The following is a 17,026-nucleotide window of genomic DNA, read 5'->3' as shown; positions in this document are numbered from 1 at the left end:
ACAATGAGTTTAAAGGCACCGGAGCTGCCACAGCCAGATACTCATCAGCCTCATCAGCCAGGAGAGACCCAATCCCTCCCTGGGGGGCGTATTACCTATCTTTCCCCTAAACCGTTGCCCACTGGTCATCAGGCACTGGATTTAAATGGTTCGATTAGTAGCCTTAATGAGACGTGCCTGGATGTAGGCGGTGGATACATGGATGTTTTTGGCTGGCAACTGCTGACCGGGGCGGCTTTTGGATTATTTTTATTATCTTCGTTAGTTTTCCCAACTGTTTTTTGGCTGCTGCTACCTGACGCTTCATTTGATTTTATTTTAGGTAACTATACATATGGATTTTGGGTAGGTTTAGCGGGAGGAGGCGCAGTTTTTTTAATAATGTACTCAGGCCACTGGACAGTGCTTAGGCGCTTACGCAATGCACCCCCCGTTCGCTTTCACCGCCAACGCCGCGAAGTTTGTTTTGTAGTAGAAGAAACAAAAGAAACAGTCATTGTGCCCTGGGAGTCCCTCATGGCCTGGGTAGTCGAGGCGCGTGGCGTTACTCAGTACGGTGTGCAGCAACAGTTTGGCGTAGGCATGGGCTACGCGCATCCTGAAACGGGGCATTGGCTAAAAATCGAGTTCATGACCTTCGCCAAACCGCTGGCGATCAGCCAATGGGAAGCTGTACGTGCCTACATGGAGTATGAGGTCAATACTCAGGCTGAAATACAGGACCCGCTAACCGCGCGCGAAGAAAACGATCCCCCCTGGGAAGGCGTACATACCCTGCGCCGGGCGCGCCAGCGAATGAATGAACGCCGTGCCAGCGGCGAGATCGGCTGGCTCTACTGGGGCGCCTGGTACGCGATGGACATTATTCAGCTTTGGAATCTGCCGGGCTATTTGACCGAGTGGGACAACCGCCGCTTGAGCAAGGCGCGCCCTAACCTGCTGCCGCCTGAGATGATTGAATGGTCGAAACCACTGCCCGAAGAACAGTGGGTCAAACCAAGCGATGAGTTGGTAAGATTGTCCAAAGAGGTCAAGCGTATTCGCGAGCAAGACCCGGCCTTGCCGATTGAAATGGTGTTCGCCGACGCTTATCGACGTCAGGGTATCACCGCATAAGGTCACTATGTTCAAGACGAATATTCGCTCTGCTCTGCCCCCCATGTGCGCAGGAGAACGGGAAAGCCGCGCCGGGGGCGAGCAATACTGCTTAAGCCCCTTGCCGCTACCGGTGAATAGCGAATACGCCGTGGATGTGGCGCATGTCAATGCGCGCCACGATGACGCCACCATGGATATCCGCCAAGGTGCCAGCCCGGATAGCATGATGACGGCGGGACATATGCTAAGTGGTTTAACGCTATTTATGAGTGGTTTTTGCTTGATACTTGTTTTGGCTACTCTTATGAAAAATACGATGCAAGAGTTAGCATTTGCAGTATGGGGTGGGGGGCTGTATACAGGTTTTCTATTTGTCTTTACCCTTGCGATTCTTTGGCTCAATACGCTATTTAAGCGTATGCCGCCCATCCGTTTGAATCGTCAGCGTCGAGAAGTGGCCTTTGTGGTCGATCCACCAGGTCGTTTCTGGCTGCCCGCCCCTCACAATCTTTGGTTAGCGTCGGCGGCTAGCTTTGCTGTGAATATTTCTGGCTTCATGGGCCTCATTGAAATAGGCGAGTGGCTGCGCGGTGCTCGTGAGAGTTTTCCCTTCGGCTTTATGCTGATGCATGTCGGCGGGTTTACCTTTTTCTTCGTTTATCCTCCCCTTTACGATCTCATCTGCCGACTCTGCAAACGCGAGCGCCGCACGGTGCTGGTGCCCTGGGAAGACGTGATTGCGGTGTGTGGTTTCAACCCGAGCCTGGGCCCGGGGGCCATCACCGGTTTTGGCTGGAACTTTGCACTGCTGCCCCCGGACCCGGAGCGCCCCGGTTATACGCTACCGGGGGCGGGCATCATCGTCAGCGTGGGCGGGCTACCGGGGGCGCTGTCCCAGTGGGAGTACATCCGCCGCTTTATGGAAGAAGGTGGCGAGGCCATCACACCTGCCGCCCGTGAGTGGGGCGTCGAGTGGTACGACGCTTACGTGGCCCGTGAAAAGGCCGAGTGCGAACGCACCAATGACAAGGCCCGCTGGCGGCGCTTCCGTCGCAAGCGGCTGTGGGAACACGCCCGCTTTGCCCACTGGTACACCGAATACCGCATGAAACACATTCTGCCGAAAGCCGTGCCTCATGACTGGCTGGCCGAGTGGTCGAAACCCTTGCCGAAATCCCGGTGGGCTACCCCGTCGAAAGAAGTCACCGAGCTAAGCGAGCTATTACGGGCAGCTTACTTGCGTGGCGAGAAATTCATCGAAATGGGTGATATCGCCCAACACTTTGGCGTCGCGGTGCCCGCGGCCCGCCAAAAGGCCTACCCTTCGTTTCCCTTCAGAAGCAACGCCCAGCCAGTTTCGGATTACCATCAGTAAGGATCGTGTCATGACAGAAATGAAGTGGCCAATGGGTACCCTTGCCGTTCTAACGTGCCAGGGGTGCCATCATAAATGGCCGGCCAACTGGAAACAGACCAAAGCACTACAGGAAGGCAAACCAGTGGTGTGTCCCAAGTGCCATGCGGAATTACCCCTCAATGAAGAACAGAAGGCGGCATTCGAGGAGCATGTCGAGCGCATTGAAAAAACCACAGGCAAGGGATCCATCTGGGTCACGCTTGCAGGTCTGGCCAGTTTCGCGGTCGCGATCGGCTATTTCTTTAACATGGTGCCCATGCCTGCGCTCGTGGCCGTGATCCTGCCTTGCGTTTTGATCATGTTCTCTTCTTCATCGAACGCCAGGGAGATACAGCCGCTCTTTCTGGCGTTGTTGCCTCGGCATACCGATAGGTAATAGCACCAACAGGCCGCCAGGTTGAGCGTAATGGGATCTATCTTGAAATTTACAAAAAGGGCACGGATAAAATGAAACGAATTACAACGCTTTGCTTTTTAATGGTCATCACTATGGCCTTCTTATCACCCCCCGTTTTCTCGGATACTGTCACCGACACAACGTTTGCCCCTGGCGATGCATCAAGCTCACACCCGGCTGAATATTACCAGTATGCCGCTGAACTCTTCTCCAGGGGCGATAAAGAAGAGGCCGCTTTCTGGTTCTATGCAGGTCAGCTCAGGTATCGAATTCACCTAACCGCTCGTCCCGACTTACCGCCCTCAGGTGACCCTGCGCTGTTTGCTTCTCTTCACTCAGTGGTTGGGGAACAGATCAATGAATACCTGGGCGGCGAACCGGCTATCTGGAAAGCCACCATTGAGCGTGTTCTGGAATGGGATGAAATGGCAGAAAATGCATTTACTCCGAAGAGTGAATACCCTGAAGCGCATGCTGAGCAGCGTCAGGGGCTCGAAGGGTTGTTTGAAGAACTCGAGCGACTTTACGGCTAAATGGTAGTGCCTTGAAAAATTTATGAGTCAAAGGCCCGGGCGCTGGCAAGCGATAAGGCAAAGATGACTCTCAAGACGTACGTCGAAGATATGAAAAAGGCAACGGGTCGATTTGGGCTATGCTAGCGGGTCTATCCCGGTTCTTGCGACCGGCAGTATTCCTTGTGTATTGATCAGGGTGTCTCCTTCACCGAGCGCCAAGTAGATAAAGACCCCGTCTCTAGCGCTGCTGCCTCGACGTCGGGCTGGACTTGAGGGAAGAAGCGCCGTTGATGGTGGCTCGTGATCGCTTGAAGCGCAATGGATGCGATCGACTGTGTTCGACGAAAAAGTATCCCCTTTGCGCGTACAAAAAGTCTGGCTTACTCCTGGCGCAGCGTAATCCGCGTAAGCTCGGAAGGTTTGCCCAAACGCAGGGCGAAACCCGGCCACAGCGCGGTGCCGTTATTCAGATAAAGCGTCATGCCATCGACCTCATAACGCCCGGATACGAAGCCGTTGTTGGCGCGGGCGACGATCCGATCGAGCCCCACAATCATGCCGCCGTGCGTGTGCCCTGAGAGCTGTAGGTCAACGCCTTGCGCGGCGGCCCTGGCGGCGTTGCGCGGCTGGTGGTCGAGTAAAATCACCGCCGCCTCCGGCGGGGCTCCTTCCAGCGCCTGGGCTAAATCCGGCCCCGGGCGCCCGCGCCCGGTGGCGGCGGCGTCCGTCACTCCCGCTATCACCAGTGCGGCCCCGTCGCGTTCGATAACGGTGTGCTGGTTGGCGAGTATCTGCATACCCAGCGTCTGATAGTGCGAAAGCCACTGCTCGACGCCGAAATAGTATTCGTGGTTCCCCGGGCTTACGATCACGCCGTCCGGCGCCGAAAGCCCGGCGAGCGGGGCGACATCCTCGCGGCGCGCCGCCAGCTGGCCATCGATCAAATCCCCGGTAATCAGAACGACATCGGCGCCCAGGGCGTTGGTCTGCGCCACTACCTCCTCGACCCAGGGCCGCTCGAACAGCCGGCTGATGTGTAGATCGGTCAGGTGAGCGATCTGGTAACCCTCGAAAGCGTCGGGCAGCCCGGGGATCGCGATCTCGACATCCTTGAGCGGTGGCACCCTTGCCGCCTGGCTAACGCCGAAGGCGGCAACGCCAAGGGCGAGGGCGGCCAGCGTATAGCGAAGCGCGGCGGGGATAGCGAGCAGGTGTCCTTTAGCCAGCGCCAGCAGCGCGGTAACGGCGTCGGTGACCAGCAGCATCAGCGCCAGAAAAATCATGGCGCCGAACAGCGTATTGACGGCCAGTACGACCGCGCGCGGCACTTCCGGTGAAAACATACTGCCGAAGGCTAGTTGGGTCAGCAGGTGATGCTGCGACACCGCCAGCAGCAACACGCTCAACGCCAGCTTGACCCACAGCGGCCAGCCCAGTGGCGCAATGAAGCGAATGATTACGATCAGGCAGGGTAGCGAAACGGCAAAATGAAACATCGAAGGCTCTCGTTGGGTAAAGAAACGCAAGGCACGGTCCAGGAGAAGGGCTGAGCTGGAAAAGCCGCCAGGCGCCGTGCCCCTTGGCCGGTTAGCGCCGTAGGCCAGCTCATTGGCCATCACCCGCCAGGATGGAAAGACGACAACGATATCACGCGCAATGTCGGCGTTGGTCACTTCCGCAAAACCCACGGCGCCAGGCGCCTTCGTCCGCCTGTCGAGCGACCATTGTTTTTATGTGTTGCTGTAAAAATAAAGAGAGGGGTTAAAATATTCCGGCGCTGAAAAGGGGCTTTCAGCGCCTGGTTGGCATTTAAAACGCTCTCTCAAGGGTGCAATCCAACGAGCAGCATTTTCATTTGAGCAATGCGGTCGCGCTTTTACCCGCCACAGCGCCCAGTACTACAGCACTCAAAAGGCCGTTACCGGAAAGATAGCCCCTGTCATTGGAGCCCGATACGCCGCGGGCAGCGCCGCCGGCCGCGAACAGGTTGGGCAGCGCCTGGCCCTGTAGGTCCAGCACCCGCGCCTGCGGGTCGATCTCGAGTCCGCCCTGGGTATGAAACAGCGCGCCGGTTACGCGAATGGCGTAGTAGGGGGGCGTCAGTAGGGTAGCCGGTTCGAAATGGCGGCCAAACGTATCCGCCGTTTGCTCGGCGGCGTGCTGCGTCATCTCGGCCAGCGTCGTCTCCAGCGCCGCTTGGGGGAGTTTCAATCCGGCGGCCATGTCGGCCAGATTTTCGAAACGGCGTACGGCGCCGGCTTCAAACGCATTACGATAATCCTCGAACGCCGTTACCGTATGGTGAATGCGCTCGTCGAACAGGTTCCAGGCAATCTTTTCCGGCTGGGCCAGCACCCTGGCGGCCTGCTCCGAGTAGCCGCCGTGTTCGTTGGAAAAACGCGCCCCTTCGACGTTGACCTGAACGCCCCCCTGCATCATCACCGCCCAGCTGATCAGCGTCTGGTGCGGCGTGGCAAGCGAGCCGTGGCCCTGGCAGGCGGCCAGGTCTTTGGTGCTGGCGCCCAGCGCTTGGCCCCAAAGGAGGGCGTCGCCCTGGTTGCCCTCGTGGCCGTAGTAGAGCGCGTCCTTCAGCGAGGGAATATAGCGATTCACCAGCTCCGGGTTACCGCCGTAGCCGTTGCAGGCCAGGATCAACGCATCGCAGCCAATGCTTTCCAGGCTGCCGTCCGGGCGCTCGAGGGTCACGCCGCGCACTCGCCGGGTGTCATCCACGTGTAGATCGACCACTCGCGCCTGGGTGAGAATATCGATCCCGGCGGCCTCGGCCGCGCCTAGCAGCGCCCCCATCAGCTCTTCCCCGGTTCGCCGGGGCGTGGCATGCATGCGCAGGTGGGTATGGCCGGGGTATAAAAAGCCTTCCACCAGCTCGAAGGGCAGGCGGTGTTGCTCGGCCAGCCACTCGATCACCGGCCCGGATTGGCTCGCCAGTAGCTCCACGATGGCCGGGTCCGCCTCAAAGCCGTTTTTACGCTGAATGTCGTCGGCCATGGCGGCGGGCGTGTCGCTGACGCCCCGCGCTTTTTGAAACCGGGTGTTGGCCGCGGGAATGAAGCCCGAGGACATCGCGGTGCTGCCGCGTGGTAGCGCGTCGCGCTCCAGCACGGCAAGCTCGATACCGGCCTCTTGCGCGGCGAGGGCCGCGACCAGTCCACACGCGCCGGCGCCAATGATCAACAGCGGCAGGTGAGCGTCAAACGCATCGGCCTGAGTACAGGGAATAATTGCCATTAGGCTGACTCCCTCGGGGCATTGAAAGCATCCAGAATCTCGCCCGCCGGGGCCTGCCATACCTCGTCGTGGCCGCTAATATGCGCAAGCACCTCTTCCAGGCAGGCAATGCGGTGGGGCTGGCCCACAAGCCAGGGGTGAAGGTTCAAGGCGAAAAGGCGCCCGCCCTGCTGGCGCGACTCTTCGAGCAGGAAGTCGAAGGCATCCTTGACTTGGGTCACCCAGGCATCTTCCGAGTGCAGGTTCTGGCTCATTACGAACTGATCCTCGATCTCGGTGGAAAGGGGCATCATGGTTAGGCTGCCCGTGTTGGTGTGGCAGGGGTAGGGCAGGTCGTCGTTGACCCAGTCGGCGCAGTAGGTGATACCGTTCTCGGCCAATAAATCCGGGGTGTTGAAGCTTTGGTGTTTGGCGGGGCTTAGCCAGCCACGAACGTTCTGGCCGGTGACGCGGCGCAGGGTCTCGACGCTGCGCTTGACCAGCTCGGCTTCCTCTTCGATGGGCTGGCCGCCGTAGTGAAGGTGGTCCATGTTCCAGCCGTGGGCGATGAACTCGCCACCGTGTTCTTGAAGGCGTTTAACCAGATACGGCGTCTGCTCGGCGAGCTGGGCGTTGATCGCAAAGGTGGGGGTGATACCGTATTGCTCGAGGGCCTTGAGCACGCGATAGATGCCCACCCGGTTGCCGTAGTCGCGCAGCGAAAAATGGCGCAGGTCCGGGTAGGGCATGGTCATGCCGTTGGGGACCTTGAAGGGCTCACCGCGCTGGTCAAGTGGATAAAACTGCAGCGAGATATTGATCCACACCGCGAGTGTCTTGCCGTTTGGCCAAGTGAGCTTGGGGCGCTCGCTGAGCATCGACCAGTCATAGCGGTCGTGGTCGTAGCCGTGGCGGCGCAAGGGGTAGTCGAGGTAGTCATCGTTGAGCGCCATGGGGTTACCCCTCCTTGCCGGCAGTGACAGCCTGAGCCGCGATGCTGTCGAGCGCGGCGTCATAATAGTGGGCCAGGTAGTAGTCCGCGATTTCGCGCCCGGTGGCCACCCATACGTCCGGATGGCCGGTGATGTACTCGAGCGCCTCTTCGAACGCCTTGATACGGTGCGGGCAGCTCACCTGGTAGTTGTGGGTGGGGATGCACATCACCGTGCCGGACTCGGCGCCCTCCAGGTAGAGGCGATCGAAGTGGCGCTTGAGCATGGTGGCGTACTGGCGCGGCTCCACCTTGTTCACCGCGTAGGCGATGGTGTCGTTCATCTCCATCGAGTAGGGCATGGAGATGAAGCGTTTATTCGAGCGCACGCGCACCGGCGTAGGCTGGTCATCGTGGAACAGATCGCAGGTGTAGAGCCCGCCGTGGCTTCCGAAAAGCTCCTCGCCGACCTCAGCGAACAGGTCCAGCGTGCGCTCGGAGTGCGAGAGCGCTGGCGCGAGATACCCGGCGCAGGCTTGGCCGGTATGGCGGTGGATGGTTTCCATGCTGTCGCGGATCATGGCGCGCTCCTGGGCTTCGCTCAGGCCATAGGTGTAGCGCGTGTTGTAAATGCCGTGGCTGAAGAACTCCCAGTCGCGCTCCTGGCACATACGGATGATTTCCGGGTGGTGTTCGCAAAGCGCCGTCGAAAGCGACACCGAGCCGCGTATCCCGTACTTGTCCAGCAGGGCCATTTGGCGCTGGTGGCCCACGCGGTTGCCGTAGTCGCGAATGCTGAAGCCGGGCACTGCCGGGTGCGGGTGTGGCCAGGGTTTGCGGCTGGGATTTTGCGGCGGGTCCAGCTCGTAGTACTCGATATTGGGCGCGACCCAGAAGGCGACCTTCGCGCCGCCGGGCCAGGTGATTTTAGGGCGTTGGTCATAGGCCCAGTAGTCGTAAACGCCTAGAGACTCTTTCTTGACGGGCTCTTTCATCGCTAGCTCCTTTCCTTAACTTTTACCCTCAAGCCACGCCAGCACGTCGGCCACGGGCATCACATCGGCGTACTTCAGATGAAGATCGGTCAGGTTGGCGTAGTGGTAGCTTTCGTGTTTATCCGCCACGCACTCCTCGGGCACGATGGTGCGGTAGCCGCGCGAGAGGCTCTCCACGGCGGTGGCGCGAATGCAGCCAGAAGTCGAGCCGCCGGTGATGATCACCGTGTCGACCTGATGCCACACCAAAAGCGACTGCAGCGGCGTCTCGAAAAACGCCGAGGGCATCCGCTTGGTGTAGATCACATCGCGCCCCTGGTCGATCTCGACGCGCTCGTCGAACTCGGCGCGCTCGGAGCCGTACTTGATGTTCTGCAGCGAGTCCGGTGTATCGGTGCGCGTCCCCCACACGCCGGCGTCCTCGGCGGAGTCCATGAACGCGACGTGGGTCCAGACCACCGGCCAGCCCTTTTCCCGAAAGCCGCGGGCCAGCTGGTTGGTATACTCGAGCTGTCTCGGGTCGGTCTCGTAGGCGGTTTTGAAAAGATCCGTACGGGTGTAAGCCTTTTGCGGGTCGACGTTGACCAAAACGGCCTTGTTGCCAAACCCGAACGGCACCCGCTGGGGGTTGGCCATCACCTCGTGAAAAATCTCTTTGGCCGTCTTATCGGTCGTCTGCATCGTCGTCTCCTGTGATTTTATGGTGAGCCAAGCGTCTTCTGCGAGACGCTAATGATTGTCGTACTGCTCGCCCAGCTCGAGCATCTGTTGGGTGCCCAGGTAGTCGTTGAGCTGTTTGAAATCGAGCATCTGGTCGCGAAAGCCATCCGTGGTGCCGTCTTCTTTCAGCGTGGCGAAAAAGCGGCTTGCCATATGGGTGATCGCCCGTACCAGCGCGCCGGGGAAAATCACCAGCGAAAAGCCAAGCGCCTGCAGTGCCTGGGCGTTTTGCAGCGGCGTGTCGCCGCCTTCCACCATGTTGGCCATGATGGGGATCTTGCCCTTGAACTGCGCCATGATTTTCTGGATATCCTCGTCGCTGCGAATCCCTTCGATGAACAGCATATCCACACCGGCCTCGAAATAAGCCTGGGCACGCTCGATGGCGCTGTCGGTGCCTTCTACGCCCAGCGCATCGGTACGCCCGATGATCAAGGTGTTGTCGCTTTCCCGGGCATCCAGTGCTGCATGCAATTTCCCGACCATTTCACCCTTGGGCACCAGGGTTTTACCCTTCAAGTGGCCACAGCGTTTGGGGTAGGTCTGGTCTTCGAGTTGAATGGCGTTGGCGCCGGCGCGCTCCAGAAGGCTTACGCTTCGCATCACGTTCATGGCGTTGCCAAAGCCGGTGTCGCAATCGACGACCACCGACAGGTTGGTCCGCTCACGAATATGCGACATCGCGGTGCAGATCTCGGTGATACTCAAAAGGCCGATATCCGGGCGGCCCAGCTGGGTATAGGCAAGGCTGGCGCCGGAAAGATACACCGTGTTGAAACCGGCCTGTTCGGCAAGCGAGGCACCGAGTGCGTCGAAAACGCCAGGGGCCACCACGATCTCGGGGTCGGTCAGCAGCGTTTTGAGGTGCGAAGGTGTGTGGTTAGCAGTGTCTCGGCGTGTCATAAGGCTCTCTTTATGTAGGATGAATAGCCGCGCGCTTGAATGGCATAACGCACTAACGAGAAGGGCCCGAAGGGGCGGGCTCTTTATGGGCAAGCGCCAGGTCATTCCAGACGTCCTGGCGGCAAATCAGCCCGTCCTTCAGCTCGAAGCGGTCGATAAAGCGCACTGCGTTCGAAACGGTGCCATCCAGCCACTCCACGCCAAGCTCCCCATGGCAGATCACGATGGAGTCGAACGACGTCACGCAGTGGTCAATGGCATGAAGCGTTTTCTGTGCGCGGCGATAGCGACTGCTCGCCCAGGCAACGACCTCTTCGAGGGAATGCATGGGCGGTGCGCCCGGGAACTGCAGGACGACGTCATCCGCCAGGTAGCGGCCCGCTCTTTCAAGCTCGCGCGCCTCCATGGCGTTCAAAAAAGCGCGCACCTGCGTTTTATCGCCGCCGCGGCGCTCGCTCGCTTGACTGTCCATGGTGTACCTCTTGACGTTTAATAGCGTGTTAGGGGGCCGTTGGTCGATCCAGCATAAGGTTAAGATGTCTTTGTGGGCCGTGGGGGTAGAGTATTAAAATGTATTATATTTGATACATTTTTATGTCTACTATGTAGGCCGCGTCAAGTAGGGCGAGCATTTTTTTAAGCCGTAGGGAGAAAAAGGGATGAGCGAGGCACATACCTCAGTAGTAGGGGGAACGAAATCACATCGGATCTATTTACTACTAAAAGACGCCATCTTGAGCGGGCGGCTACCGGCGGGCAGCAAGTTGCCCGGCGAGAACAGGCTAGCCGAGCAGCACGGCGTTTCGCGCGTGACCGTGCGCCGTGCCATCAAGGCGCTACATGCAAGCGATCTGGTCGTGCGTAAGGCGGGCGTGGGTACCGTGGTGCTCGAACAGCCGTTGGATGCCACCGTGATGACGGCCAGTGTGTCCAACCTGATGCCCAACATGAAGAAAATGAGCGAGGCTTCCCAGGTACGGCTATTGGAATTTGGCTACGCCCCGCCTCCCGAGCCGATCAGCGAGCGGTTGGGGATGGCGCCGGGCAGTAAGGCTCAGCGCTCGGTACGCGTGCGGATGGTCGATAACAACCCGTTTTCGTACCTGATTACCCACGTACCCGAAGCCATTGCGCTGCACTACAACGAAATGGACCTGGCCAATACGCCCTTGTTCGTGCTGCTGGAGCGCAGCGGCGTCAAGGTGGATCACGCCTCGCAATCCATTTCGGCTACGCTTGCCAGCCACGACATCGCCCAGGCCCTCGAGGTCTCGGTTGGCTCCCCGCTGATCGCCTTGACGCGGGTGGTGTTCGATGAAAAAGGCCAGGGCGTCGAGCATCTGGAGGCGTTCTACCGCCCGGACCGCTACCGCTTTCAAATCGATCTGGAGCGTAACGGCGACGACAGCTCGCGTTACTGGGAGCCGCGCGTTGGCGGTATGCCAACGGATGAAAAATCCTGAACCGTCGCTTTACGAAATATAGGTATTATTTTTAATACAGATTTTAAAAATAAAAAAATACATTTGACCTGTGTTGTAAGACTGCGCTAGTTGTATGGGGTAAAGGCAGCGGGGCAACGTCGATTGCAAGGCCCGCAAATCAATAACACGTGCTACTCGATGGCACAGGCCGGGAAAGCGACTGTGATGAGTACCCCAACAACGCTATTCGACAAGGTGTGGCGGGCCCACGAAGTGCACCGCAGTGAAAGCGGCCAAAGCCTTTTGTGGATCGACCGGCACTTCGTGCATGAAGGCTCCTTTCACGCTTTCAACAAGTTGGGCGAGCGTGAGCTCCCCGTGGCCCAGCCCGCGCTGACCTTCGGCATCGCCGACCACTACGTCCCTACTCAGTCGCGCCACCTGGCCCAAGTGGCCGACCCCAAGGTGCGCTCGATGATCGAGCAGCTGACCGACAACACCGCCAAACACGATGTGACGCTTTTCGGGCTCGATGACCCACGCCAAGGCATTGTCCACGTTATGGGTCCTGAGCAGGGGCTTACCCAGCCAGGTCTCATTATGGTGTGCGGCGATAGCCATACCGCCACCCACGGCGCGTTCGGCAGTATCGCCTTTGGTATCGGGGCCTCGGAAGTCGCCCACGTACTGGCCACTCAAACGCTTTGGCAAACCCGGCCGAAGGTCATGCGGATTACTCTCGAGGGCACCCTTTGCCCGGGTGTAACGGCCAAGGATATCGCCTTGACCTGGATTTCGCGCTTGGGCGCGGATGGCGCACGGGGCTACGCCATCGAGTACGCCGGTGAAGCGGTTCGCGCGCTCTCCATGGAGGCGCGCTTGACCCTTTGTAACCTTTCCATCGAGGGAGGCGGGCGCTGTGGCATGATCGCCCCGGACCAGACCACTTTCGACTACCTCAAGGGCCGCCCGTATAGCCCCAGGGGTGAGCTTTTCGATCAGGCCTGCGCGTATTGGTCGACTTTAAAAAGTGACCCGGAGGCCGTGTTCGACCAGGACATCACGATCGACGCCGGCGAGATAGCGCCTACCGTGACTTGGGGCGTCTCGCCGGAAGAAGCGCTGCCGATCGACCAGTATGTTCCGGACCCGGACCGCGCGGATGATGCGGCCAGAACGCGCCAGATGCGGGAAAGCCTTGAATATATGGGCCTCGAGCCTGGCCAGAAACTCACCGATATCGTCATCGACCGGGTGTTCATCGGCTCGTGTACCAATGCGCGTATCGAAGACTTGCGTGCGGCGGCGGCGGTACTCAAGGGCCGTCAAAGTCGTGTGCCCGGCATCGTATCGCCAGGTTCTACGCAGGTGAAAGTGCAGGCGGAATCCGAAGGTCTGGATCGTGTTTTTCTGGACGCCGGACTCGAATGGCGCCACTCGGGATGCTCCATGTGCGTGGGCATGAATGGCGATACCGTGCCAAGCGGCGAGCGCTGCGCCTCGACGACCAACCGTAACTTCAAGGGACGCCAGGGCCCTGGGGCGCGAACGCATCTGATGTCGCCGGCCATGGTCGCCGCTGCGGCTATCGAAGGGCATCTGGCGGATGTGCGCCGGTTGGCAACGCCTGAAAATGCGGCCCAGGGAGCACGCTCATGACACCAATCGACCTTTTGAAGGCGCCGGGGGCAGCGCTGCCCTACGCCAACGTGGATACCGACCAGCTGATTCCCGCGCGCTTCATGAAAGAGCCGCGAAGCGTGGGGTACGGGCAGTTTCTACTCTACGACGTCTGTCGAGACGCGCAAGGCGAGCTCGACCCCGACTTCATTTTGAACCAGCCACAAGCCAGCACCGCACAGATACTGGTGAGCCGGCGCAATTTCGGCGCGGGCTCGTCCCGGGAAGCGGCGGTCTACGCACTGGTGGATTACGGCTTTCGCTGCGTTATTGCGCCAAGCTTTGGCGATATTTTCGCCTCCAACGCGGTGAATAACGGCCTGTTGCCCGCCGTGGTGGAAGAAGACGACGCCGAACGCCTGTTAGCGGCGCTTAGTGACATCAAAGCGGTGCAGGTCGACCTGACCGAGCAGCGCATCCGTATCGATGAGGTCGAAATCGGTTTCAGCATCAACCCGGTATGGCGAACAAAGCTGCTCAACGGCTGGGACGATATCGACATGACCCGCCAGCACGAAAGCGCGATTAGTGACTTCTCCCGGCACTACGCCCGCCAGTTTCCCTGGGCGTACCCCGAGCCGGCCACGTCCACGTTGATCGGTAAAGGCTAAAACACGGGCGCGTAGGCGCCCGCGTACACACGATAAAAAGACAAGAGTGATGTCATTCACCACCACAACGCCACGCACGCTTGACCGGGCGCATCCCTATAAAAGCGCTACCCAAAACAACTTCGTGCAGGAGACAGCAAATGAAAAAAATACCCCTCACCCTTGGCGTGTTAACGGCGCTTGCTTCGACTCAGGCGTTGGCCGTTGATCAAATCAACGCCGTGCACGCCTTTCCTCCCTCGCTGATCTATACCCAAAGCTTTCTGGCGTTCGTGGACAAGGTCAACGAGCGCGGTGAAGGCGTGGTGCAGATCAACGTGCGCGGTGGCCCCGAGGTCATCGGCCTTTCCGAGCAGCCCGATGCGGTACGCAACGGCGTGGTGGATATGGCCTATACCGCGGCGAGTTTTTACGCCGGCACGGTGCCCGAGCGCGACGCTATGGTGGCCTCGAATACCAACGCCATTCATGCTCGGGAAAACGGCGGAATCGACCTGCTCAACGAGATCCATCAAACGAAGATGGGGACTTATTACCTGGGCTGGTTCGATAGCGGCGTGAGCTACAACCTTTACACCCTCGAAGAGCCACGCCTGGACGATGAAGGCAACCTGGATATTTCCGGGCTACGCCTTCGCAGTAATCCCGTTTATGACGCCTTTTTCCAGGATTACCTCGGCGCGCAGCCCATCAGCCTGCCCACCACCGATGTCTACTCGGCGCTCGAGCGTAGCGTCGTCAACGCGACCGGCTGGACCCAGATAGGGCTTCAGGAGCTCAACTGGGACAGCTTCTTGAACTACCGCATCGACCCTGCGTTCTTCTCGACGGACATGGGGGTGATCGTCAACCTCGATAAATGGAATCAGCTAAGCCCGGAGGCCCAGGAAATTCTTCAGGACGTCGCGATCGAGCACGAACGTGAAAGCGCCGAGCACCTGGCCGATTTAGCCGTCGAGCAGCAGACCGAGCTCGAAGACAACGGTATGGACGTCGTCACCCTGGAAGGCGACGCCGCCAAGCGCTACGCCGATGCCGCCCGCGAAGCCACTTGGGCGCGTATGCGCAGCCAGATGGAGCGTCACCCCATGGGGCTCGAGCATTTCGATGAGCTGATCGAAAAGTTCAACGACCTGTAATAGGTAAAAGGCGCAGGTTTTTTGGCCTGCGCCTTTTTGTATAGCGTCAACTGCCCAGAGGCTTCTATGCGCTTTGTACAACGCGGCTACTTATGGCTTTTGAATGGAATGGCACTGCTGGCCGCGATCATGCTGGTATGGCTGATGGTCGCGGTGGTGCTATCGGTGGTGATCCGTAACCTGGGCCTTCAACCGTCGGCGTGGTTTTTTCTCTCCACTGAATACGCCATGTTCTATCTCACGCTGCTGGGCGCTCCCTGGCTTGTGCGTCAGAAAGGCCACGTCCATATCGAGCTTCTCACCTCCATTTTGCCGCCGCCGCTTCTGAACATTCTAAGCAGGGCGGTGGCGTTGGTGTGTGTACTGGTGAGCCTGGTGCTTGCCTGGAAGGGGCTGGATCTTTTCCTGCTCAATATCGAGCGCAGCGACTACGACGTACGGGCGTTCTTCGTCCCCAAATGGATACTCACCAGTGTTTTTCCGGTCAGTTTTACCCTGATGGCGGTGGAGTTCGGCCGTTTCGTGGTCGGCCCGGACATTCTTCACAGCGGCGAAGCGGGGATTAAAGAATAATGGAATGGTATCTGGCTCTGGCGTTTCTGCTCTCGCTGATTCTTCTCTTCATGGCGGTGGGCACACCCATCGCATTGGCCTTTTTGGCCGCTAACGTGATCGGTGCCTGGCACTTCATGGGCGGCCAGACGGGCATCGTGCAAATGCTCAACAACGGCTTCGGGGCGCTTTCGAGCTTCAATCTGGTGCCGATTCCGCTTTTTTTGCTTATGGGGGAGCTTTTCTTTCGAACGGGGCTTGGTATGCGGATGTTCAACGCCGTGGACCAGCTCATGGGCAAGGTGCCCGGTCGGCTTTCCTACGTGACCGTCGTCGGGGGAACGGCATTTTCGACCCTGAGCGGCTCGTCCATGGGCTCCACGGCGCTGATGGGTTCGCTGTTGGTGCCGGAGATGGAGCGCCGCGGCTATAAAAAGAAAATGGCCATCGGCCCGATTCTGGGTACCGGCGGGCTTGCCATCATCATTCCACCCTCGGCGCTGGCGGTGCTGCTGGCCACGCTTGCCAAAATCGATATTGGCGCTTTGCTGATTGCCGGCATCCTGCCGGGGCTGACGCTTGCCGGCTTTTACATGGCGACCATTTTCATTCAGACCAGGCGTGACCCGCTGGCGGCACCCGCTTACGAGCTGGAACCGGTCCCCTTGAGCGCCAAGTTGAAGCTCATCGTGACCGATATCCTGCCCATGCTGAGCGTGATGGTGATTATCGTCGCCCTCATGCTGGTCGGCTTTGCCACCCCCTCCGAGGCGGCGGCCTTCGGTGCGCTGGGCGTGATCATTCTGGGCTTTATCTTTCGCTGCATGACCTGGACGGCGTTCAAGCAGTCGGTCACCGGGGCGCTCAAGGTCACGCTGATGGCGTACTTGATCGTATTCGGTTCGGCCACGTTCAGTCAGCTTCTGGGGTTTTCCGGCGCCTCCGGCGGGCTCATTCAGTGGGCCACGAGCTTCGATCTCTCGCCGATTCTGATGCTGATCGCGATGTTTGCGGTGCTGTTGGTGTTGGGCACCTTCATGGAGCAGATCTCGATCATGATGCTCACCGTGCCTATCTTCTTCCCGCTCGCCCAGGCGTTGGGGTTCGATCTGATCTGGTTTGGCGTGGTCGTACTGCTGGCGCTGGAGATCAGCTTCTCGACGCCGCCGCTGGGGCTTTTGCTCTTCGTCATGAAAGGCGTTGCCCCGCCGGGCACGACCATGCGCGAGATTTATTCTGCGGCGATCCCCTATATTCTCTGCTCGATGCTCTTGGTAGCGCTGCTGGTCGTTTTCCCAAGCCTTGCAACCTGGCTGCCCCGGCTGCTGTAAATTTCCCTGCGAAGAAAACCAAAAGAGAGGCCTTGGGCCTCTCTTTTTTATTCACCGACTTGCAAAGCGAAGGCCGGTCGCCTTT

General features: G+C 59.1%; 17 protein-coding genes. 10 read left to right on the top strand and 7 right to left on the bottom strand.

Annotated elements, in window-relative coordinates:
• The first annotated feature begins 3 nt into the window (after window positions 1–3).
• The 4 genes from ACWHXT_RS14070 (at window position 4) to ACWHXT_RS14055 (ending at window position 3,445) form a co-directional block, all read left to right on the top strand.
• Entirely contained in the window at window positions 4–1,116 is a 1,113-nt protein-coding gene (locus ACWHXT_RS14070; protein ID WP_447956302.1) for a hypothetical protein, read from the top strand.
• A gap of 7 nt (window positions 1,117–1,123) precedes the next feature.
• Window positions 1,124–2,473: a hypothetical protein gene (locus tag ACWHXT_RS14065; RefSeq protein WP_447956301.1), complete on the top strand. Its 1,350-nt coding sequence runs from the start codon at window positions 1,124–1,126 to the stop codon at window positions 2,471–2,473.
• A 10-nt stretch (window positions 2,474–2,483) separates the two neighbouring features.
• Window positions 2,484–2,891: a hypothetical protein gene (locus ACWHXT_RS14060; RefSeq protein WP_447956300.1), complete on the top strand. Its 408-nt coding sequence runs from the start codon at window positions 2,484–2,486 to the stop codon at window positions 2,889–2,891.
• A 71-nt stretch (window positions 2,892–2,962) separates the two neighbouring features.
• Window positions 2,963–3,445, top strand: a complete 483-nt coding sequence (locus ACWHXT_RS14055; protein WP_447956299.1) for a hypothetical protein — start codon at window positions 2,963–2,965, stop codon at window positions 3,443–3,445.
• A 362-nt stretch (window positions 3,446–3,807) separates the two neighbouring features.
• On the opposite strand, the gene ACWHXT_RS14050 is transcribed toward ACWHXT_RS14055, so the two are convergent.
• From ACWHXT_RS14050 to ACWHXT_RS14020, 7 genes are all read right to left on the bottom strand, one after another.
• Window positions 3,808–4,923, bottom strand: a complete 1,116-nt coding sequence (locus tag ACWHXT_RS14050; RefSeq protein WP_447956298.1) for a metallophosphoesterase — start codon at window positions 4,921–4,923, stop codon at window positions 3,808–3,810.
• Between the two features lie 355 nt (window positions 4,924–5,278).
• On the bottom strand, window positions 5,279–6,676 hold the full coding sequence (locus ACWHXT_RS14045; protein ID WP_447956297.1) for an FAD-dependent oxidoreductase: 1,398 nt from the start codon (window positions 6,674–6,676) through the stop codon (window positions 5,279–5,281).
• On the bottom strand, window positions 6,676–7,608 hold the full coding sequence (locus tag ACWHXT_RS14040; protein WP_447956296.1) for a polysaccharide deacetylase family protein: 933 nt from the start codon (window positions 7,606–7,608) through the stop codon (window positions 6,676–6,678). The genes ACWHXT_RS14045 and ACWHXT_RS14040 overlap by 1 nt, the downstream gene beginning before the upstream one ends.
• A gap of 4 nt (window positions 7,609–7,612) precedes the next feature.
• A complete protein-coding gene (locus ACWHXT_RS14035) occupies window positions 7,613–8,581 on the bottom strand; it encodes a polysaccharide deacetylase family protein (RefSeq protein ID WP_447956295.1) in 969 nt (322 codons plus the stop codon).
• 15 nt (window positions 8,582–8,596) lie between these two features.
• A complete protein-coding gene (locus tag ACWHXT_RS14030) occupies window positions 8,597–9,262 on the bottom strand; it encodes an isochorismatase family protein (protein WP_447956294.1) in 666 nt (221 codons plus the stop codon).
• Window positions 9,263–9,310: 48 nt separating this feature from the next.
• Complete coding sequence (locus tag ACWHXT_RS14025; RefSeq protein WP_447956293.1) at window positions 9,311–10,204, bottom strand: isocitrate lyase/PEP mutase family protein; 894 nt, start codon at window positions 10,202–10,204, stop codon at window positions 9,311–9,313.
• 52 nt (window positions 10,205–10,256) lie between these two features.
• Window positions 10,257–10,676, bottom strand: coding sequence for a nuclear transport factor 2 family protein (locus ACWHXT_RS14020; RefSeq protein WP_447956292.1), 420 nt, complete (start codon window positions 10,674–10,676; stop codon window positions 10,257–10,259).
• A gap of 187 nt (window positions 10,677–10,863) precedes the next feature.
• On the opposite strand from ACWHXT_RS14020, the gene ACWHXT_RS14015 reads away from it, so the two are divergent.
• The 6 genes from ACWHXT_RS14015 to ACWHXT_RS13990 all read left to right on the top strand — a co-directional run bounded on the left by ACWHXT_RS14015 (window position 10,864) and on the right by ACWHXT_RS13990 (window position 16,941).
• Window positions 10,864–11,667, top strand: a complete 804-nt coding sequence (locus ACWHXT_RS14015) for a GntR family transcriptional regulator (protein WP_447956291.1) — start codon at window positions 10,864–10,866, stop codon at window positions 11,665–11,667.
• Between the two features lie 186 nt (window positions 11,668–11,853).
• Window positions 11,854–13,287 carry a 3-isopropylmalate dehydratase large subunit gene (gene leuC / locus ACWHXT_RS14010; RefSeq protein WP_447956290.1) on the top strand — a complete coding sequence of 478 codons (1,434 nt, stop codon included), beginning with the start codon at window positions 11,854–11,856 and terminating at the stop codon, window positions 13,285–13,287.
• On the top strand, window positions 13,284–13,919 hold the full coding sequence (gene leuD, locus ACWHXT_RS14005) for a 3-isopropylmalate dehydratase small subunit (protein WP_447956289.1): 636 nt from the start codon (window positions 13,284–13,286) through the stop codon (window positions 13,917–13,919). Before leuC ends, leuD begins: the two co-directional genes overlap by 4 nt.
• A gap of 140 nt (window positions 13,920–14,059) precedes the next feature.
• Entirely contained in the window at window positions 14,060–15,058 is a 999-nt protein-coding gene (gene dctP, locus ACWHXT_RS14000; protein WP_447956288.1) for a TRAP transporter substrate-binding protein DctP, read from the top strand.
• A 66-nt stretch (window positions 15,059–15,124) separates the two neighbouring features.
• Entirely contained in the window at window positions 15,125–15,631 is a 507-nt protein-coding gene (locus ACWHXT_RS13995) for a TRAP transporter small permease (RefSeq protein ID WP_447956287.1), read from the top strand.
• The gene (locus ACWHXT_RS13990; RefSeq protein ID WP_447956286.1) at window positions 15,631–16,941 is read left to right on the top strand and encodes a TRAP transporter large permease; all 1,311 of its coding nucleotides are present in this window, start codon (window positions 15,631–15,633) and stop codon (window positions 16,939–16,941) included. Before ACWHXT_RS13995 ends, ACWHXT_RS13990 begins: the two co-directional genes overlap by 1 nt.
• Window positions 16,942–17,026 lie beyond the last annotated feature (85 nt).

It is taken from the genome of Vreelandella halophytica, assembly GCF_968193635.1.
The sequence above is the reverse complement of the archived record's forward strand: the minus strand, read 5'-3'. Positions and strand labels throughout refer to the sequence as shown.